A 19455-nucleotide genomic window follows, 5' to 3' on the forward strand; every position below is an offset into this window, starting at 1 on the left:
TCCTACGGGGTGGGGGAGGGGGGAATGTGGGTTCGTTCCCACAATGCCGCAAGGGAGGCCACGGTGTCGAGCGAGAAGGACCCGGCTGGGCCGTCGATGTCGATCCGGAAGGCGGGGGCCGGAGCGAACGAGACCGTGAGGGAGGCGCGCTCGTCGCCGAGCCTCCACTCGAGCTCGACGGCGGCTTCGGCCAGGCTACGGAAGCCGAACCGGCCTCCGAATGCGGGGTTCGTGGAGCGCAGCCGCACGAGCGCGAGCTGCGCGCGGGTGACCTCACTCGTGAGCGCGGCCTCCAGCTCCTCCGGCGTGTAGACGTGCCGGTTGACGTCGCGACCCTGGCCGGTGCGCCGGAACAGCTCGACGTCGTCCAGCCCGCCGAGCAGGCCGACGTAGTAGAGCTGCGGCTGCCCGGGCAGCCAGAGCTGCACCGCGCGGGCGAGCAGGTAGGCGTTCGCGTCGGCGCCGAGCGCGCTGAAGAATGTGGCGTTGATCTGGTGCGGGAGGCTCATCCACGCGGGGACGACGGACGCGATGGTGGAGTGCCCGCCGGTGGCGACGGCGGCGCGTTCGAAGATCGCCGCCATCTCGTCCTGGTCGATCAGCCCGGGCCGGTCGCCGCTCGGGCCCGCGTCGATGATGCCGATGCCGTCGTGCGTGTCGAGCACGGTGACCGCGTTCTGCGGGCGGATGCGGAACCACTCCACCAGACGGTCGGAGGTGCCGGTCCCGAGCGAGTGGAGCAGCAGCGGCGCGAGCGCGAAGTCGTAGACCAGGTCGACAAGGGGTGCGATGGCGAGCTGCTGCGAGTAGTGGGCGTGCACCTCCACGAGCACGCGGAGGCCCGCCTCGCGCGCCATGGCGACGATCTCGCGGACGAAGACCAGCGTCTCCGCGGTCATGAACGAGTCGCTGCCGGGCGTCTTGACGGCGTAGCCGACGGCGTCGAGCCGGACCGTCGTGACGCCCCCGGCGCGGAGGGCGGCGAGGATGCGCCGCAGGTAGTCGCGGGCGCGCTCGTTGCGCACGTCGAGGTCGATCTGCGACGGCATGAAGGTGGTCCAGACCAGGCGGCGCCGCCCGTCGGCCATGCGGTACGCGGTGAAGGGGAGGCCGGGGCGCGGTCGGTAGAACGCGGTGATGTCGTGCTCGTTCGCGCCGTCGGGGAACACGGTGTCGAAAGCGAGGAACATCCCGTCGTGCGCGGACGCGTCGCCGTGGGCCAGCCAGTCGACGAACTCGGCGGACGCGCTGGAGACGTGATTGACGATCAGGTCGGCGGTGACCTCGCGGCCGTTCCCGCTGTCGCCGGCGATGGCGCGGACGTCGTCCCAGGCGCCGAGGCGCGGGTCGACGGCGGCGTGGTCGATCGGGTCGAAGCCGGCGTCGGCCCCATCGAACGGGACGAAGAACGGCAGGATGTGCACCCCCGCGAAGTCGCGGAACGGCCCGTCGAGCAGCGACCGCAGCCGCGGGAGGTCGCCGCCGAGGCGGTCGGCGTACACGAGGAGGTCGACGCCGCGGGCGCTCATGGGTGGTCTCCGTGGGGTGGGAGGTCGGAGACGGCGTGTTGCGCCAAATCGCTGGGGTGGGTGGAGGTGGTGGTGGGCGCCGGGGCCGGGGTGGTGGGGAGGGCGCCGCCGAGGGACGCCGGCGGAGGTCCGCCGGGCCCGGGCGGCGTCGACCGGTTCGCGCGGTCGGCCGGTGCCGCCGGGCCCGGCGGGGTCAGGGACTCCAGGAGGCGGGCGACGCCGCCCTCCGGAGAGGTCAGGACGGGCACGTCGACGCCCGCGCCCTCCGCCGCCGCGGCCATGGAGGCCTGGGCCAGCACGATCACGGAGGCGTCGGCCGCGCGCACGGCATCGGCGATGAGCCGGTCGTGCGTCTGCTGGTCGCCGGCGCCGCGCGCGCTGGCAGCGCCCTCCACCACCGTGGCGGCGACCGTCGCGGACGAGCCCTGCGCCGCCACCTCGCGCTCGAGCAGCCGGGTGGTGGGGCCCAGGGTGGCAGTGTTCGTCGCGAGGACCGCGATGTGAGGAGCGGGCAGCCCGCCCGCCAGCCGCACCGCCTCCGCCGCCATCGCGGCATCGACCCGCACGACCGGGATGTCGAGCCCGAGCGCCGCGGCCTCCGCCGCCTCCCCGATCGACGAGCAGGTCACGAGCACGGCGTCGGCGCCCGACGCGGCCAGGTGGTGGAGGTGGGAGGCGACGCGGGCCTCCACCTCGGGGGTGACGCCCTCGCGGATCGCCGTCTCGAGCATCCACGCGTCCACCACGTGCTCGCGGTCGAGCCGAGACCCGGACAGCCCGGACAGCCCGGACAGCCCGGACGAGCCGGACGCCGCGGCGAGCATCCCGTCGAAGGTCGCGGCGAGCGCCGGGACCGTGTGCAGCAGGCCGACCGTCGGCATCAGGCCTCCCGCCAGGGCCGGGCCTCGCGGTCCACGACCGCGATCAGGCGCTCCAGCCGCGGGACGGACAGCTCGCGCAGGGCGGACGGCACGTCCGGCCGGCCGACCACGTCGCTCCACAGCGCGCGCCCGGCGAGGAAGCCGCTCGCGCCGGCGCGGCACGCCGCCTCCACCGCGGGCAGGAACGCCGGCCGGTCGACGCCCTGCGACAGCACGACCCACGGGCCGGTGATCGCCGCGTTCAGGCGCTCGCTGGCCGCCCGCTGCTCGGCCTCGTCGCCGGTGCCCGACAGCGGGACCTGCACCTTGTAGAGGCTCTGGCCGAGCGGGGAGAGCTCGGCGGCAGCCTCGCGGATGGCGGCATCCAGCTCCCAGCTGCCCTCGTCCAGCTCGCGCGGCGTCGCGCGGACCACCGGCTCGAGCACCGACAGTACACCGCGGGCGCGGCACTCGGCGATGAACCGCTCCACCAGCTCCACGCGCTGCTGCCGCTTCTCGTCCCGGCGCCAGATGACGAGCAGCTTCAGCGCGACCACGCCGTCGAGGTCGACCTGCGAGAGCACCACCTCGTCGAGCGCGGTCTCCTCGACCGGGCCGCCGTCCTCCTGGGTGAGGGCGTCGGCGGCGAGGATCAGCCCGGTGGAGGCGGGGAGGCTGTCGCGCACCGCCTCGAAGCCGTAGTGGCGATCGATCAGGAAGCCGGAGGCGAGCGGGCCCAGCGCCTCCGCCACATCGAGCTTGAAGCGGATGAGCACGTCGTCGGCCGGGCGGCCGGCACCGGCGAGGTCGAACATGTGGCGGAGGCTCTCGCGCTGGTCCATCGCGACCATCGCGAGGGATCCGCTCGGGCGGGCGATGGCGGCGAGGTCGAGGGCGGCGCCGGGAGCGGCGCCGGGGACGGCGGTGTCGGTCATGCGGGTTCCTTCTCGGGCTGCGTCGCCGCGGCGATGAAGGCGCCCAGCAGCGCCGGATCGCCCGCCGCGGCGGCGGGGTGGACGCTGCCCGCGGCGGAGCCGAGGGGCAGCGAGGTCGTGGGGTCGATGGTGTCGGCCGCGCGCAGCGCGAGCAGCGCGGCCCCGGTGGCGACGGGCTCCGCGCAGACGACCGGGCGGAGGCTGCCGGGCATGATCCGCTCCTTCACCCGGCGCCAGGCGGGATTGGCCGCGCCCGGGCCGCCGAGCACGCGCAGCTCGGGGTCGCGGGGGCCGAGGAGGTCGGTCTGCGCGGCGTCCAGCCAGGCGAGCTGGAGGGCGAGGCCCGTGAGCACACCGGCCAGCGTGGGCGGGCCGTCGATGCTGCGCACTGTCGCGTGCGGGTCGGGCGCCGGGGCCTGCCGGCCGCGGAGGTACGGGAGGACGAAGGAGGTGAGCGGGGCAGCCGAGGCGGCCACGGCCTCCGCCTGCCGCTGAAGGTCGTCGCGCCACGCCGCGGACCGCTCGCCGAGTCGTGACTCGTCGCGGGTTTCCGCGCCGAGTTGCGGCACCATGTCACGAGCCGCGCCCGGTGGGAGGAGTTCCTCGAGCGCCCACGCGACGAACGCGCCCGCGGTGGGGTTCGCGGCGAGCAGCGTCTCGTGCGCGCCGTCGACCGTTCGCGCGATGCTCATGCCGTTCAGCCGCGCGCCCTCGCGCGGGACCTCGTCGCCGACCCGCAGCAGCGCCTCCGCCGTGCCGACCGAGTCGGCGGCCTGCCCGGGACTCCGCACGCCCGCCGCCCACGCGCCCACCGCGTGGTCGTGGCCGGCGACGACGACCGGGACTCCGGCGAGCGCATCGATCACGTCGGCGCGCACGACGCCCGCAGCCTCACCGGGTCGTGCGACGCGGGGGAAGCGGTCGGGCGTGAGCCCGATCAGCGCGAGGAGGTCCGCGTCGAAGGTCGCGGCCGGCTCCCCGAGCCGGTACGCCATCGTCCGGGCCGCGAGCGTGTGGTCGGTGACGGCCTCCCCGGTCAGGGCCGTGACGACCAGGTCGGCCGCGCCGGCCCAGTGCGCCCGCTCGGTGCGGGGGTCGCCGAAGACGCGCAGCCGAAGCCAGTGGACGAGCGGCGACTTCGCGGGCACGGGTACGCCCGTCGCCGCGTACAGCTCGGCGGCTCCCGCCTGCGCGACGAGGGAGGCGGCTGCCTCGGCGTGCCCGGGAACGTGCGCGTCGGTCCAGCGCAGCAGCTCCCCCAGCGGGGAGCCGTCGGGGGTCGTCAGGGCGCCGGACTCGGCCATCGAGGCCACGCCGATCGCGGCGATGGGCCGGGGCGCTGCCGCGGTGACGTCCGCGATCGCGGCGACCACGGCCTCCTGAAGCGCAGCGCCGCGCTCGGGAGTGGGGAGGCTGAACACGCGCTCGGTCGTCACCCCGCCGTCGGCCGCGACGGACGCGAGCACGACCTTGGTGTTGGTCGTGCCCACGTCCACGCCGATGGCAGCGGGGGAGGCGGAGGTCACGTCCCTCATTCTGTTCACTTCTGAACAATCGCGTCAAGATTTGTTAGAAGATTGACAAGCGCTTCGAGAAGCCGGTTGGATGGATGCCGTGCGCTACACCGACGCCCCCGCCCGCCGCGACGAACTGCTCCGCCGGCTCGCCGCCGAGGGCTACGTGTCGTCGTCGCGCGTCGCGGAGGAGCTCGGCGTCTCCGAGATGACGATCCGCCGCGACCTGCGCCAGCTGGAGGACGACGGCCTCGCCCGGCGCGTGGTCGGCGGCGCGAGCCTTCCCGGCCTCGGCCACGGCCGCCCCTTCGATGAGCGCGCCGGCACCGGCAGCGCCGAGAAGCGCGCCATCGCCGCCGCCTGCCTCGCCATGCTCGAGGGGGCGGAGACCGTCGCCCTCGATGCCGGGACGACCGTCGCCCCGCTCGCCGGGATGGTGCGGCCGGGGACCACGATCATCAGCCACTCGGCGCCGGTCATCCAGTCGGCCATCGAGCGCACCGACATCGCGCTCATCGGCATCGGCGGCGTGTACCAGCCCGAGACGCGCAGCTTCGCGGGCGCCGCCGCCCGCCGCTCGATCGGCGACTACGCGGTGGATGTGGCGGTGCTGTCGGCGACCGCGGTCGACCGCAGCGGCATCCTGGTCGCGAACGCGCTCGACGCCGAGCTCAAGCAGGAGCTGGCGCGGGTCGCCCGCACGACGATCCTGCTCGTGGACCACTCGAAGCTCGGCGCCCGCGCCCCGATCCGCGTCGGCGGCCTCGACCTGGTCGACACCGTGCTGACCGACGCCGGCGCCGACCCCGACGACGTGCGGACCCTGATCGACGCGGGCGCGGCCATGGTCGTCGCCCCGGCCCTCGCGGAGGAAGGCGTCTCGTGATGCGCCTCGGCGCCATCGCCGACGACGTCACCGGCGCCTGCGACCTCGCCGGCCGGGTCGCCGAGGCGGGCCTCCCGACGACGGTGCTGCTGCCGGCGCCTCCCGCCCCCGGCCATCCGTCCCCAACCACGGAGCACCACGAGGACGTATTCGCGGGAGGCGACGACGCGAGCGCATGCGCGGTCGTCGCGCTGAAAGTGCGCACCGCGCCGGTCGGCCAGGCCGTCGACGAGGCGACGGCGGCCGCGCAGCTGTTGCTGGACGCGGGAGCCTCCCTGCTGTACCAGAAGTACTGTTCGACCTTCGACTCCACACCCGCCGGCAACATCGGGCCGATCGCCGACGCGCTCGTCGCGCTGGCGGGCGCCGACGGCACGGTCGGCACCCCGGCCACGCCCGGCGCGCGGCGCACGCAGTACGAGGGCATCCTCTTCGCCGACGGCGTGCCGCTGGCCGAGTCGCCGATGCGCGACCATCCGCTGACGCCGATGCGCGACTCCTCGGTCGTGCGGCTGCTCGCCGCGCAGACGGCCGCGCCGGTGTCACTGGTGCCATGGGAGGCCGTGCAGCGCGGCGCGGCCGAGGTCGCCTCCGCGATCGGCGCCGGCCACACGCTCGTCGACGCGCTGACCGAGGGCGACCTCGATGTGATCGCGGCCGCGATCCTCAGCGCACCGCGACCGGTCGTGGCGGCGGGAGGCGCGGGAGTCGGTACGGCCCTGGCGCGGGCCGCGGTCGCCGCGTCGGGGCAGCGGGTCGACATCTCCCGGTCGCAGCTGCCCGAGGTGCCGGTGACCGGCCGGCTCCTCCTCGCCGGAAGCGCGTCCGCGGCGACTCGCGCGCAGACCGCCGCCTTCGCGGGCGAGCGGCACACCCTCGACCCTCTCGCGCTGGCCACTGACGACCGCGCGCTCGACCGCCTCCGCGACGCCCTCGCCGCGCGCGCCGACCACCGCGAGCCCGTGCTGATCGGCAGCGCTCCGGAGGTCGCGCGCGCCCAGGCGGAACTCGGCGCCGAGCGCGCAGCGGCCCTGATCGAAGGCGCGCTGGCGGAGCTCGCCGCGTTCGCCGTGCACGAGCTGGGCTACAGCCACCTGCTGGTCGCGGGAGGCGAGACCTCCGGAGCGGTGACCGCGCGGCTGGGCGTGCAACGGCTGCTGGTCGGCCAACAGGTGGCGCCGGGAGTGCCGTGGGCGGTCGCGCGCAGCGGCGAGCGCGAGATCGCCCTCCTGCTCAAGTCCGGCAACTTCGGCGGCCCCGGCCTCTTCACCGATGCGTGGGAGGTCGCGCCATGATCGACGCCGACCGCACGGAACAGGAGGCTCGCGCCGCGATCGTCCGCGCCTGCCGCCACCTCTCCGCCGCCGGCCTGTCACCGGGCAGCTCGGGCAACGTCAGCCTCCGCGTCGGCTCCCGGATCATCGCGACCCCGACCGGCTCCTCGCTGCGAGCGGTGACCGAGGAGCAGCTGGCCGCCACGCCCTCCGACCGCGAGGGGTCACCGCGGCCCACCAAGGAGCTGCCGCTGCACGCCGCCATGTACGCGGCGCACCCGGACGCGTCGGCGGTCGTCCACCTCCACTCCCCGCACGCCACCGCGATCGCCTGCCTGCCGCCGGACGAGCGCGGCAACGCCCAGCTGCCGCCGCTCACCCCGTACCGCGTGATGCGGCTGGGAGACGTACCGCTCGTCCCCTACGCGCCGCCCGGCAGCGCCGACCTGGCGCGCGGCGTCGCCGAGCGCGCGACCGGCCACGCCGCCCTGCTGCTCGCGAACCACGGGCCGATCGTCGCCGCCGCCACCCTGGAGGCCGCGATCGACCTGGTCGAGGAGCTCGAGACCGCGGCGCAGCTGACCCTGCTGCTGCGGCAGGCTCCCGCGCGGCCGCTCGACGCCACCGCCGTCGCCGCGCTCACGCCGCCGGGCCGGTAGGGCCCGGCGCTCCCCTCTCCTGTTCGATCCTCTCCCCCAAGGAGTCACCGTGTCCGGCGTCCGCGCTGCACATCCCCCCGCGCGCCCGAGCGAGAAGCATCTCTCGTCGGTCCCGCGCTTCCTGCTCTGGCAGGCCGCTCGGCAGCCCGCCACGCTCACCGCCGGCGTCCTCTTCGGCGTCGTGTGGATGCTGTGCCAGGCCGTCTGGCCGTACCTGCTCGGCCGCGCGGTCGACGAGGGCGTCGGCGGCGACTCCGCCCGGCTGTGGCTGTGGTGCGGCGCCCTGCTGGTCGTCGCCGTCATCCAGGCGCTGGCCGGGATGCTGCGGCACCGCATGGCCGTGTCGAACTGGCTGCGCTCCTCCCTCGGCATCGCCCGGCTGATCGGCCACCACTCGGCAGAGACCGGGCCGGCGATCACCGCGACCACCTCCTCCGGCGAGATCGTCGCCACGGTGAACACCGACTCGCTGCGGCTCGGCGCCATGTTCGACGTGACCGCGCGGCTGGGCGGCGGCATCGTCGCCTTCGTCGTCGTGTCGATCATCATGCTGAACTCGTCGGTGCCGCTCGGGCTCGCGGTCGTGATCGGGGTGCCGCTGGTCGCGGCCGTTCTCGCGCTGCTCCTCCGCCCGCTGCGCACCAAGCAGGCGGTGTGGCGCGAGGAGTCCGGAAGGCTGACCACCCTCGGCGCCGACACCGTCGTCGGCCTGCGCGTGCTGCGCGGCGTCGGCGGCGAGCACGAGTTCGTCGACCGCTACGCGCGCCAGTCGCAGCGGGTACGCGGCGCGGGGGTCGGCGTCGCGACGACGCAGTCGTGGCTCGACGGGCTGCAGGTGCTGCTGCCGGGCGCGTTCCTCGTGTTCATCGTCTGGTTCGGCGCGCACCTCGCGGTCGACGGCGCGATCACGCCCGGCCAGCTGACCGCCTTCTACGGGTACGCGACCTTCCTCGTCCTGCCGCTGCGGACCGCCGTGGAGGCGGCGCAGACGTTCACCGCCGGCGTCGTCTCGGCGCGACGGGTGCTCTCCGTGCTGCGCACGCGGCCCGCGGCGCGCGACCGCGGCGAGGTCGCGGACGCGCCCCCGCTCGGCTCGGCCATCGAGGACGTGGCGTCGGGCGTCCTCATCCGGCCCGGCGTCTTCACCGCCATCGTCGACGCCGACCCCGACGAGGCTGCTGCGATCGCCACGCGGCTGGGCCGCTTCGACGACGCCGTGCACCGGGAGGCTCCTGTGCTCTGGGGAGGCGTCGACACGACCCGCGTGCCGGTGCGGGAGGTGCGCGAGCGGATCGTCGTGAACGACGCGAACCCGCACCTCTTCGGCGGCCGGCTGCTCGACGGGCTGGATGTGCAGCCGACGCGTTCGGAGGCCGGTGCCCGGGCAAGCGACTGGACGGACACCTCCACCGGCCGCATCCGCCGCGTCTCCGCCGCCCTCGAGGCCGCCGCCGCGACGGAGACGGTCGACGCCCTCCCCTCTGGCGTGCACGAGCGCGTCGCCGAGCGCGGGCGCACCTTCTCGGGCGGGCAGCGCCAGCGCCTCAGCCTCGCGCGGGCGCTGCTCACCGACGCCGAGGTGCTCGTGCTGATCGAGCCGACCAGCGCCGTCGACGCCCACACCGAATCGCAGATCGCCGAGCGGCTGCGGGAGGCGCGCGACGGCCGGACCACGGTCGTCGTCACCGCGAGCCCGCTCCTCCTCGACCGCATGGACACCATCGCCGTCGTGAGACGCGGGCGCGTCCTGGGCACGGGCACGCACCAGGAGCTGCTGCGGCAGGAGGACGACCTCGGCGAGCTGTACCGCGCGATCGTCTCGCGCACGATCAGCGCCGCAGAGCCCGCCGATGGCGAGGACCTCGACGCCGCGTGGACCGGCTCCATCGACGCCCTGTGGACGGCGACGCACCCGGTGCAGGCGCAGAAGGCGGGCACGAAGGCCAACAAGCCGGCCAAGGCCAAGAAGCCCGCCAAGGCCGAGAAGCCCGGCAAGCAGAAGAAGACCACGAAGAACAAGCGCACGAAGGGAGACGGCGATGCTGCTTCCGATCGCTAGCACCGCGACCGTCCGCGCGACGGCCGCCCGCCTCATCCGCCGCCACCGCGGCGCCCTCTCGGTGGTGCTCGCGCTGCACACGCTGGCCGCGGTCGCGGGCCTCGCAGGCCCCGCACTGATCGGCGTGATCATCGACGGCGTCACCGGCGGCACGCTCGTCAGCGCCGGCATCGACACCATCGCGCTCGTGCTGCTCGCGGCGATCGTGGCGCAGGCGCTGCTGACGCGGTTCGCGCAGCGGCAGTCGATGGTGCTCGGCGAGGGGGTGTTCGCGTCGCTGCGGGAGGAGTTCCTCGCGACCGTCGCGCGCCTCCCGCTCTCCACCGTCGAGGCCGCCGGGACGGGCGACCTGCTCGCGCGCACGACCAACGACATCCAGTCGGTCGCACAGACGGTGCGGTTCGGCGTGCCGCGCATCCTGGTCGCCGGTGTGACGGCCGTGCTGACCGTGGTCGCGGCGTTCGTCGTGAACCCGGCCGTGGCGGTCGGGATGTTCGCGGGCGTCCCGATCCTCGTCGTGGCGACGCGTTGGTACCTCAAGCGCTCGGGCCCCGGGTATCAGCGGCAGCTCGCCTCCTACGCGACGCTCGGCGGCGCGATCAGCGAGACCGTCGACGGCGTCCGCACGATCGAGGCGCTGAGCCTCGCGCCGGCGCAGCGGTCGAAGGTCGACGCGGCCCTGCGCGAGCGGCGCGAGTCGGAGTGGTACACGCTGTGGCTGCGGTCGTGGTTCTTCCCGATGACCGACATCTCGTTCCTCCTGCCGGTGATCGTGGTGCTGGCGTGGGGCGCGTTCCTCGTCGGCTCGGGCGCAGCCTCCATCGGCGCCGTGACGGCCGTCGCGCTGTACGCGATGCAGTTGGTGTCGCCGGTGGACGAGCTGATCAGCTGGCTGGACGAGATCCAGGTCGGCACCACCGCGCTCTCGCGCATCATCGGCGTCGCGGACGTGCCGGAGGACCGCCACGCGACGGGCGAGACCCCGGCGGACGAGCACGTGGTCGCCTCCGACGTCCGCTACGCGTACCGGGAGGGCGTGGAGGTGCTGCACGGCGTCTCCCTCGACCTCGCGGTGGGCGAGCGCCTGGCGATCGTCGGCCCGTCGGGCTCGGGCAAGTCGACGCTCGGGAGGCTGATGGCCGGCATCACGGAGCCCACCTCGGGTCGCGTGACCGTGGGCGGCGTGCGGCTTGTCGACCTGCCGCTGGACGACCTGCGCAGCCATGTCGCCCTGGTCACGCAGGAGCACCACGTCTTCGTGGGCACGATCGCCGACAACCTCTCGCTCGCCCGCCCGGGCGCCGGCCGCGACGAGCTCGCCCGCGCCCTGCGCGTGGTCGACGCGCTGCGCTGGGTCGCCGCGATGCCGAAGGGCCTCGACACGGTCGTCGGCTCGGGCGGCGTCGTGCTCACCCCCGCCCAGGCCCAGCAGCTCGCCCTCGCACGCCTGGTACTGCTCGACCCGCACACGCTCATCCTCGACGAGGCCACCTCGCTGCTCGACCCCACCGCCGCCCGCGACCTCGAGCGCGCGATGAACCGGGTGCTCGAAGGCCGCACCGTCGTCGCCATCGCCCACCGCCTCCACACCGCCCACGACGCGGACCGCATCGCGGTCGTCCGCGACGGCTACGTGGACGAGCTGGGCAGCCACGACGAGCTGGTGGCGGCGGGCGGCGCGTACGCGGAGCTGTGGGCGTCGTGGCACGGGGGCGGGCGGTGAGTGCGGACAGCCCTCGGCGCCGCCCGCGCGCGCCTAGAGTAGGGAGCGTATGGCTGAGCATCCACCCGCATCCCTCTCCGTCCAGCCCGAGCCCGTCGTCGTCACCCGCGACTCCGGGTCGGCTGCGCCCCGGTTCGCCCGCGACGACGTCGTGCAGCGGAAGGGGCTGTTCACGCTGGTCTCGGGGCCCTTCACACCGCGGGAGTCGATGATCCAGGATCTGCTCGCCGTGCACGACGCGCTGGAGGGGGCCGGGATCGAGTTCCTGCTGGTTCGCGGCGACGACGGCCGGCTGATCATCGCGCTCGACCGGCGACGCCGCAAGGAGGTCGCCGCCGCGCTCGCGGCCGCGTTCGCCGACGAGCCGTTCTACGCGCGCGACATCGACGTCGACGGCGGGGCGCGCGGTGACGCGCTGCTCATCGCCGACGGGAGGCTGTCGCGGCGCAAGTCCGACGTCCTGCGGCTCTACCGCCCCCGCCTCGAGCCCATCGGGAGGCTGCGTTACGGCTCCGAGACCGCCTTCCAGCTCGAGTTCTGGCGGTTCGGCGACGACGAGATCCGCGCGCCGCTGCCGAACGCGCTCATGCGCACCACCCTCCCCCGCAGCGAGGCGGTCGAGGCCGAGGTGGAGCTGTACGGCCGGCGCTGGCGCACCCTTCAGCACATGTTCGACCCGCTCGCGAGCGACGTCGCCTTCGACATCGACATCGTCTTCTCGTGGGTCGACGGGTCGAGCGCCGAGTACCAGCGGCAGCGCGCCGCCCGCCAGGCCGCCTACGTCGTCGGGGAGGGCGACGACAACGAGGCGCGGTTCCGGCAGATCGACGAGCTCAAGTACGCGCTGCGCAGCGTGCACATGTTCGCGCCGTGGATCCGCAACATCTACATCGCGACCGACTCGCCGGTGCCGCCGTGGCTCGATGCCGAGCATCCGCGCATCAACATCATGCGCAGCGAGGACTTCTTCAGCGACAAGAGCGGCCTCCCTACGCACAACTCCCACGCGGTCGAGAGCCAGCTGCACCACATCCCCGGCCTGTCGAAGCACTTCCTGTACTCGAACGACGACATGTTCATCGGCCGCCCGATCTCGCCCGACGTGTTCTTCTCGCCGGGCGGTGTGACGAAGTTCGTGGAGGCCGGAACCCGCATCGGCCTCGGCGAGTCCGACCCGCGGCGCAGCGGCTTCGAGAACGCGGCCCGCGTCAACCGCCGCCTGCTCTGGGAGCGGTTCGGCGCCGTCACCACGCGCCACCTCGAGCACTGCGCCGCCCCGCTGCGCATCGACGTGCTGCGCGAGATGGAGCAGGAGTTCGCCGAAGACTTCCGTCGCACGGCCACGAGCCCCTTCCGGTCGGCGACCGACATCTCCGTCACGAACTCGCTGTACCACTACTACGCGCTGATGACCGGCCGCGCGGTGACCCAGACGCAGGCGAAGGTGCTCTACATCGAGACGACGCTGAAGCAGGCGCCCGCCACGATGAAGCGCCTGCTGAAGGCCCGCGACCAGGACATGTTCTGCCTCAACGACGGCTCCAAGCCCGAGATCTCGGTGGAGGAGCGGACGCACGCGGTGACGGACTTCCTGGAGCGGTACTTCCCGTTCGCGGCGCCGTGGGAGCGGTGAGGGGCAAGGCGGCGCGGGCGGTCGTGTCACATTTGCGCCGAATCGCGGGATGGTCCGCGTCAGAACCGAGATTCGCGCCGAATCGCGGAAGTGCTGGGGGCGTCAGGCCAGGACGCTGATCGGCTCCGTCGGCGGGGCGATCCGCGAGGCGGCCGGGATGCGGATGCCGTCCGCCTCCAGCCGCCGCGCCGACTCCTCCGCGTCGATGTAGTCGAGCGTGGGGAACGCGCCCAGCGGCACCACCGAGTGCAGCACGGTCGTCGGGTAGACGTGCACGAGGTTGAAGGCGCGGGCGCCGTCGCGGCCGCGCGTCCCTCCGACCGGCACGTTGAGGTCCTGCGTGTAGCAGCTCGCCGACGCCACCGAGACCGGGATGCCGGCGAACGTCGCCGTCGAGGAGTAGTGGAGGTGGCCCGCGATGATGCCGCGCACGTCGCTGCCCTCGAGCACCTCCGCCAGCCGCGCCTGGTCGCGCAGCTCGACCGAGACCGCGAGGTCGAGCACGCTCGGCACCGGCGGGTGGTGCATCGCGAGGATGCTGCCCTCCGGCGCGTCGATCGACAGCTCGGCCGCGAGCCAGTCGAGCTGCGACTCGCTGATGTCGCCGTGGTGGTGGCCGGGGACGGTGGAGTCGAGCACGATGATGCGCAGGCCGCCGAGCCAGTGGACCTCGTCGATCGGCCGCGCCTCGCCGTCGGGCTGCAGCTGCGGCGCCTGGTCGAGCAGCCCGTGCCGGAACGCGTTGCGCTCGTCGTGATTGCCCATCACCCAGATCACCCGGGCGCCCATCCGCTCGGCCGCCGGCTCGACCAGCTCGCGGAGGCGCCGGTACGCGTCCGGCTGCCCGCGGTCGGCGAGGTCTCCGGTGAACACGATGGCCTCGGGCCTGCCGCGAGACGCCTCGACGTCACCCAGGAGGGCGCGGAGGTGGGCTTCGCTGTCGACGGACCCGTAGAGCTGCTCACCGCCGGCGAGCAGATGCGTGTCGCTGATGTGCAGGAGGAAGTGGTCGGGCCGCGGATACTCCGCGATTCGCGTCTTCACGTTCTTATTGCACCACCGCATTCTGAACGGGCCGTGAACCTACGCGGTGCGTTTCCGGAAGGCGGGGGTCGATCGTACGCGGCGCCGTGGCCTGCGGCGCGACGACAAGGGGAGGCGCGTTCCAGGATTCGAGGCGCGCCGGGCCGGGCTGTGCGTGCGACCAACCGACCGTGAGCGTTCGTTCCTCCCCGGGAAGCAGCGGACGCGGATCACCCCCGGCGAGCAGCCAGCCGGGTGCGGCGGCCGGCCGCGCGTCGACCACCCGCACAGTGAGCGCCGCCGCCCCGCCGACGTTGCGGACGCGCACGCTGCCGGCCACAGCCTCCACCTCCAGCGTCGTCTGCGGCACATCGAACAGCGCGCCGAAGTCGGAGGTCGTGGTCGCGATCATCCGCTCCACGTCGATCTCGGCGCCCGACGGGTCACGCCACTCCGCTTCCCAGAGGAACACCTCCGGCAGGTCGGCGACGGGCACCGCGAGGTCGCTCGCGAACACGGGCCGGTCGACGACCTCCACGCGCCCCCTCTCCTCGGCCAACACCTCGCCCCGCAGCCCCCGCACGCGCAGCGTCACCGTGGAGCCCGCCGCCACCGGGTCCTCGGCCCAGAGCCACGCCTCCACCCGTGCCTCCTGCTCGCCGGCCCACACCGCCCGCGTCACGCGCAGCGTCGCCCGACGCCTCTCGAAGGCGCGCGCCACCGCATGGAAGGCGGGCTTGGGCTCTCCGCGGTAGTCCACGGCGGCGGTGCACCACGCGTTCGGGAAGCTCTCGTTCAACTGCCACGGCAGCACCATCGCGTTGCGCGGCCAACGGCGCCGGTCTGCCTCCACTGCGTACTGAAGTCCCGTCGCCTGCAGCAGCTGGGACGCTCGGTTGAGCGTCTCGAGGTCGCGGGGGCGTGCGCCGAACAGCGCGTTCACCTGCGTCGCGTTGTTCCACCACTCGCCGAGGTGCCGGTACACCGGATTGGTGCGGTCGGCAGGCCAGCGGTCGGGCTCGGGGATGAGGGCCTCCAGCGAGCGGAGGTTCGTCATCCCCTCGACGCCGAACTCGGAGTGCGCGAGGTTGGTGCCGGCGTTGTACAGCTCGTACTGCGCCACGAGCCCCTGGTGCTCCCACGGCCCGTGCACATCGTGCTGGCCACCGGGGTTCGCGCGGATGCGGTCGAGCCGGTTGTGGAACTCCGGCCCGGTCGGCGAGGTCGGCAGCCAGGAGCGCCCCGGATCGCGTGCCTCCACGGTCTCATGCAGGGCCGCGAGCACCGGCGACCGGGTGTCGTCGAGCGGCACCCCTCCCTCGTCGAGCTCGTTGCCGCCTCCCCAGACCAGGAGGGAGGGATGGTGCACGCGCGTCGGCACGATCGCCTCCGCCTCCTCGCGCATGAGCGCGACGAAGGCCGGATCCGTGCTCGGCGCGCTCTGCATACCGGAGCTGGACTGCGAGAACTCCTGCCACACCAGCAGCCCGAGCCGGTCGCACGTCTCATAGAAGTGCTCGGACTCGATCAGCCCGCCGCCCCAGACCCGCACCATCCGCGCCCCGGAGGCCGCTGCCAGCCCGAGCAGGTGCTCGACGGTCTCATCCCGGATGGCGCCGAACAGCGTGTCCGCAGGAGTCCAGTTCCAGCCGACCATGGCGACGGGCGTGCCGTTGACGACGGCGGTATACCCGCGGGCGTCGGCGGGAGCGCCCTCGTTGCGGACGAGTTCGGCCGTGCGGAAGCCGGTGAGCCGTGAGGTGCTGTCGAGCACGCGGCCATCGGCGTCGGTGAGGGTGACTGTGACGCGGTAGAGCGGCTGGGAGCCGGCTGTGTTGGGGTGCCAGAGGGCGGGGGAAGGGAGACGGAGGGTGGCGGTGCCGGAGCGGGTCGGTGCGGTCACGGTCGCGCTCGCCATGCCGTTCGCTTCGGTGGCGGTCGCGGTGGCCTCGGTACCGTCGATGTCGGTCGGAGCGACAGCCGCATCGACCGCGCCCGCGCCGGTCGCCGCCACTGCCGTGGCCGGCTCAACGATCGAGTTGGCGGGACGTGCCGTGTCGTCCCTACCACCGGCGGCGTGTTGCGACATATCGTTCGGTTTGGTCTCCGGCATGACCGTGATCGTGACGCGGGAGGCGGGGGTTGCGGAGCCCGAGATCAGCGGCGCCTCCCACCTCGCCTCCACAACGCCTTCGAGACCGGTCGCACCCACTGCCTCGGCCGAGTGCTGCGGCTCCACCCGCGCCCGCACCTCCACCTCGCGCAGCAGCGCATCCCCGAACCGAAGCCGGGCGCTGCGCCAGATGCCCTGGTGGCGGAGGCGGGGGCTGAAGTCCCAGCCGTAGCCGAGGCGCGGGGCGTGCACGCGGACGCGTTCCGTGCGGCCCACCTGCGGCTCCGAGGCCGGCGCCGGGAGCACGTGCAGAGCCAGCTTGTGGCGTCCGGGCGTGGTCTGCGCGGCCGTCAGCTCGAAGCGGCCCCGCCGGTACAAGCCGTCGATGGAGCCGACCAGGTCGCCGTCCCAGTAGACGTCCGCGCCCGGGTCGACGCCGTCGAACTCGAGGAGGGCGACCCGTGCGTCCACGCCGGCCGGCACCTCCACCGCCCGGCGGTACACCCATGACCGCTCCGCCACCCATTCGCTCGCACGGCTGTTGCGGCCGACCCGTGGATCGGGCACCTCCCCGGCGCGGTGGAGGTCGTCGATCACGCTGCCGGGAACGGTCGCCGGCAACCAGCCGGGCGCCGCCGCGATGGCCGCCGACGCCTCCGCCACGTTGTTACCGGCGACGGGCAGGGGCGCGCCGAGATACCACTCGGCCGTGTCGCCGAGTGCCTCGCGCACGGTCCAGCCGTCGCCGTCCACGGTGATCGTCGTCGATGCTCGCACCGCTCGATCCTCCCAAATCTGCAATCGATCCCACAATTTCTGTTCCGACACTTCCGCTCGGCGAGGAGCAGAAGTTAGAGTGACGTGTTCGCGCGCACCGCACCCCAGGCAAGGAGGCCTTCACAGGCATGTCCCATCCACTCGCAGTGGCAGCGATCGGCTTCTGGCATGTGCACGCGGGAGACTACGCGCGCGCCGCCGAGCAGCACCCCGACACGGCGCTCGTCGCCGTCTGGGACGACGACGAGCAGCGCGGCCGGGCCGCCGCCGAGGAATTCGGCGTGGAGTTCGTCGCCGACCTCGACGAGCTGCTCGCCCGGCCCGACCTCGACGGCGTCACCATCACCACGTCCACCGACGTCCACCACGACGTCATCTCCCGTGCCGTCGCGGCCGGCAAGCACGTCTTCACCGAGAAGCTGCTCGCCCCCACGGTGGACGAAGCCGAGGACCTCGTCCACCGCGCCTCCGCCGCGGGTGTCGCGCTCGTCGTGTCGCTCCCCCGGCTCTACGACGACTACACCGTGGCGATCGAGCGCATCCTCGACGAAGGATCCCTCGGCGACCTGACGTACTCGCGCGTCCGCCTCGCACACGACGGCTGGGTCGCCGGTTGGCTGCCGGAGCGTTTCGCCGACCCGGCAGAGGCCACCGGCGGCGCGCTCACCGATCTCGGCTGCCACCCGGCGTACCTCACCCGGCTCTACCACCGGGCCGAGCCGCTGACCGTCACCGCCAGTTACGGAAGCGTCACCGGCCGTCGCGTCGAGGACAACGCCGTGGTCACGGCCGAGTTCCCCGGCGGACGGTTGGGCGTCTTCGAGGCGAGCGTCGTCACGACACCGGGCGCCTTCACCGTCGAGCTGCGCGGCACGCGGGCATCAGTGATGTTCGGCTTCGGCGGCGAGCGCCTCCTGGCCAAGGGCGGCGACTTCGGCGACGAGTGGCAGGAGATCCCGCTGCCGGAAAGCCGGCCGGGCGCCTTCGCACAGTGGGTGCAGCACATCCACGACGGCACGACGGCCGACGACAACCTGGAGCACGCGGTCGCGCTCACGCGGACCGTCGTCGCGGCGAACGCCTCGGCCGAAGCCGGGCGTGCTGTGGCGTGGTCGGCGGCGACCGCGACAGCGCCGGTGCGCTGAGACGGATTCATCGTTCCCCCTTACGTCCGCGGAGCGTTCGCCCCGACGGGTCACACCTTTTGTATCGGTGTCCCACGGCCGTCACCAGAGCGTCCGAACCTCTCCACAGACCGCGCACTCACCCCACTTCTCCACCGATTCGCATCCCCTCTGCCCGGCAGCAGCCCGGCCCGCCGAGGATGATCACACACACGTCAGGAGCATCGACATGACCATCGCCCACAGCACCCCAGCACGCACTGTCCGCATCGGCCTCATCGGCGCCGGCGGCATCGCCGGAGCCCACGTCGCGGGTTACCTCCGCAACCCGGAGACGGTGACGTTCGCCGCCGTCGCCGACCCGGTCCGCGAGAGCGCGGAAGCCCGCGCAGGCGACTCCGGCGCGCAGATCTTCGCCGACTACGCGACGATGCTCGCCGAGGCCGACATCGACGCGGTCGACATCTGCCTGCCGCACCACCTCCACAAGGACGCGATCGTGGCAGCGGCCCGCGCCGGCAAGCACATCCTCTGCGAGAAGCCACTCTGTCTCTCCCCCGAGGAGGCGGCGGAGGTCACCGCGGCGGTCCAGGAGTCCGGCGTCACCCTCATGTGCGCCCACAATCAGCTGTTCCTTCCGGCCGTCGCCAAGGCGAAGGAGCTGATCGAGTCAGGCGTGCTGGGTCGGGTGTACGAGGTGCGCACCACCGACTCGTTCTTCAACGACTTCGACCCGTCGAACATGGGCTGGCGCGCGCACGCGGCGACGAGCGGGGGTGGCGAGCTGATCGACACCGGCTACCACCCGACCTACCTGCTGCTGCACCTGGCGGGCGGCTCCCCGGTCGAGGTCACCGCCATGCTGGCGACGCACCGCCTCTCCTTCATGGAGGGTGAGGACTCCGCCACCGTCCTGGTCCGCTTCGACAACGGCGTGATCGGGACGATCGTCACCAGCTGGGCCTACCAGCCGGCCGACGGCACCGAGCGCTTCTCGGCGGTGGGCGAGCTCGGCAGCCTCACCAGCGACGGCACCACGCTCAGCTACCGCCGCCGCGGCGACGCAGAGCCCACGACGCTCGACCTCGAACCGGTCCACGAGTTCGGCGCCGAGATCGAGCACTTCGCCCGCAGCATCCTCGACGGCACCCGCCCCCTCCACACCGAGAAGGAGGGCATCGAGGTCCTCGGCATCATCCTCGGCGCCTACGAGTCCGCCCGCACGCGCACCATCGCCCCGGTCGGGTCGCTGGTGTCGGCGTAGGAGGGGTCGCCGGGGAGCGGGCGGAGCCGCGTGGTCGTCGGCGGTGGCTGCGGCGACAACGGCAGCGGCAGCGCCAGCGCGA

The 19455-nt window shown here is 73.6% G+C and carries 14 protein-coding genes; 8 read left to right on the forward strand and 6 right to left on the reverse strand.

Annotation, left to right across the window (positions count from 1 at the left end):
- Positions 1-2 precede the first annotated feature (2 nt).
- The 4 genes from P5G50_RS02720 to P5G50_RS02735 are packed head-to-tail and all read right to left on the reverse strand — an operon-like array spanning position 3 to position 4859.
- Complete coding sequence (locus P5G50_RS02720; protein WP_301211489.1) at positions 3-1529, reverse strand: alpha-amylase family glycosyl hydrolase; 1527 nt, start codon at positions 1527-1529, stop codon at positions 3-5.
- On the reverse strand, positions 1526-2410 hold the full coding sequence (locus P5G50_RS02725) for an aspartate/glutamate racemase family protein (protein ID WP_301211491.1): 885 nt from the start codon (positions 2408-2410) through the stop codon (positions 1526-1528). Before P5G50_RS02725 ends, P5G50_RS02720 begins: the two co-directional genes overlap by 4 nt.
- Positions 2410-3324: a hypothetical protein gene (locus P5G50_RS02730; protein ID WP_301211493.1), complete on the reverse strand. Its 915-nt coding sequence runs from the start codon at positions 3322-3324 to the stop codon at positions 2410-2412. The genes P5G50_RS02725 and P5G50_RS02730 overlap by 1 nt, the downstream gene beginning before the upstream one ends.
- Complete coding sequence (locus tag P5G50_RS02735; RefSeq protein ID WP_301211496.1) at positions 3321-4859, reverse strand: FGGY family carbohydrate kinase; 1539 nt, start codon at positions 4857-4859, stop codon at positions 3321-3323. The genes P5G50_RS02730 and P5G50_RS02735 overlap by 4 nt, the downstream gene beginning before the upstream one ends.
- Before the next feature lie 70 nt (positions 4860-4929).
- Here P5G50_RS02735 and P5G50_RS02740 point away from each other — a divergent pair, with 70 nt between their 5' ends.
- Genes P5G50_RS02740 through P5G50_RS02765 form a run of 6 tightly spaced genes read left to right on the forward strand, consistent with a single transcriptional unit; the run spans position 4930 to position 13072 of the window.
- Positions 4930-5724 (forward strand): DeoR/GlpR family DNA-binding transcription regulator, encoded by a 795-nt coding sequence (locus P5G50_RS02740; protein ID WP_301211498.1) that lies wholly within the window; start codon positions 4930-4932, stop codon positions 5722-5724.
- Positions 5724-7019 (forward strand): 3-oxo-tetronate kinase, encoded by a 1296-nt coding sequence (gene otnK / locus P5G50_RS02745; protein WP_301211907.1) that lies wholly within the window; start codon positions 5724-5726, stop codon positions 7017-7019. Before P5G50_RS02740 ends, otnK begins: the two co-directional genes overlap by 1 nt.
- Positions 7016-7657, forward strand: a complete 642-nt coding sequence (locus P5G50_RS02750; RefSeq protein WP_301211500.1) for a class II aldolase/adducin family protein — start codon at positions 7016-7018, stop codon at positions 7655-7657. Before otnK ends, P5G50_RS02750 begins: the two co-directional genes overlap by 4 nt.
- A gap of 49 nt (positions 7658-7706) precedes the next feature.
- Positions 7707-9716, forward strand: a complete 2010-nt coding sequence (locus P5G50_RS02755) for an ABC transporter ATP-binding protein (protein WP_301211502.1) — start codon at positions 7707-7709, stop codon at positions 9714-9716.
- A complete protein-coding gene (locus P5G50_RS02760) occupies positions 9697-11439 on the forward strand; it encodes an ABC transporter ATP-binding protein (RefSeq protein WP_301211504.1) in 1743 nt (580 codons plus the stop codon). Before P5G50_RS02755 ends, P5G50_RS02760 begins: the two co-directional genes overlap by 20 nt.
- Positions 11440-11488: 49 nt before the next feature.
- On the forward strand, positions 11489-13072 hold the full coding sequence (locus P5G50_RS02765; protein ID WP_301211506.1) for a stealth conserved region 3 domain-containing protein: 1584 nt from the start codon (positions 11489-11491) through the stop codon (positions 13070-13072).
- A gap of 102 nt (positions 13073-13174) precedes the next feature.
- Here the strand turns inward: P5G50_RS02765 and P5G50_RS02770 are convergent, their stop codons facing one another.
- Both P5G50_RS02770 and P5G50_RS02775 read right to left on the reverse strand, forming a co-directional pair.
- The gene (locus P5G50_RS02770; RefSeq protein ID WP_301211509.1) at positions 13175-14116 is read right to left on the reverse strand and encodes a phosphodiesterase; all 942 of its coding nucleotides are present in this window, start codon (positions 14114-14116) and stop codon (positions 13175-13177) included.
- Positions 14117-14120: 4 nt separating this feature from the next.
- Positions 14121-16985, reverse strand: coding sequence for a glycosyl hydrolase 2 galactose-binding domain-containing protein (locus tag P5G50_RS02775; protein ID WP_301211511.1), 2865 nt, complete (start codon positions 16983-16985; stop codon positions 14121-14123).
- A gap of 128 nt (positions 16986-17113) precedes the next feature.
- Between P5G50_RS02775 and P5G50_RS02780 the strand changes: the two genes are divergently transcribed.
- The gene (locus tag P5G50_RS02780) at positions 17114-18130 is read left to right on the forward strand and encodes a Gfo/Idh/MocA family protein (RefSeq protein ID WP_301211515.1); all 1017 of its coding nucleotides are present in this window, start codon (positions 17114-17116) and stop codon (positions 18128-18130) included.
- Positions 18131-18338: 208 nt separating this feature from the next.
- Entirely contained in the window at positions 18339-19373 is a 1035-nt protein-coding gene (locus tag P5G50_RS02785) for a Gfo/Idh/MocA family protein (RefSeq protein WP_301211517.1), read from the forward strand.
- Positions 19374-19455 lie beyond the last annotated feature (82 nt).

It is taken from the genome of Leifsonia williamsii (assembly GCF_030433685.1).
In the GTDB taxonomy this organism is placed as follows: domain Bacteria; phylum Actinomycetota; class Actinomycetes; order Actinomycetales; family Microbacteriaceae; genus Leifsonia; species Leifsonia williamsii.

Bases quoted from the DNA above. Each gene is read 5' to 3' on its own strand.
- P5G50_RS02720 (WP_301211489.1), bottom strand. From the start codon at position 1,529: ATGAGCGCCCGCGGCGTCGACCTCCTCGTGTACGCCGACCGCCTCGGC.
- P5G50_RS02725 (WP_301211491.1), bottom strand. From the start codon at position 2,410: ATGCCGACGGTCGGCCTGCTGCACACGGTCCCGGCGCTCGCCGCGACC.
- P5G50_RS02730 (WP_301211493.1), bottom strand. From the start codon at position 3,324: ATGACCGACACCGCCGTCCCCGGCGCCGCTCCCGGCGCCGCCCTCGAC.
- P5G50_RS02735 (WP_301211496.1), bottom strand. From the start codon at position 4,859: ATGAGGGACGTGACCTCCGCCTCCCCCGCTGCCATCGGCGTGGACGTG.
- P5G50_RS02740 (WP_301211498.1), top strand. From the start codon at position 4,930: ATGGATGCCGTGCGCTACACCGACGCCCCCGCCCGCCGCGACGAACTG.
- otnK (WP_301211907.1), top strand. From the start codon at position 5,724: ATGCGCCTCGGCGCCATCGCCGACGACGTCACCGGCGCCTGCGACCTC.
- P5G50_RS02750 (WP_301211500.1), top strand. From the start codon at position 7,016: ATGATCGACGCCGACCGCACGGAACAGGAGGCTCGCGCCGCGATCGTC.
- P5G50_RS02760 (WP_301211504.1), top strand. From the start codon at position 9,697: ATGCTGCTTCCGATCGCTAGCACCGCGACCGTCCGCGCGACGGCCGCC.
- P5G50_RS02765 (WP_301211506.1), top strand. From the start codon at position 11,489: ATGGCTGAGCATCCACCCGCATCCCTCTCCGTCCAGCCCGAGCCCGTC.
- P5G50_RS02780 (WP_301211515.1), top strand. From the start codon at position 17,114: ATGTCCCATCCACTCGCAGTGGCAGCGATCGGCTTCTGGCATGTGCAC.
- P5G50_RS02785 (WP_301211517.1), top strand. From the start codon at position 18,339: ATGACCATCGCCCACAGCACCCCAGCACGCACTGTCCGCATCGGCCTC.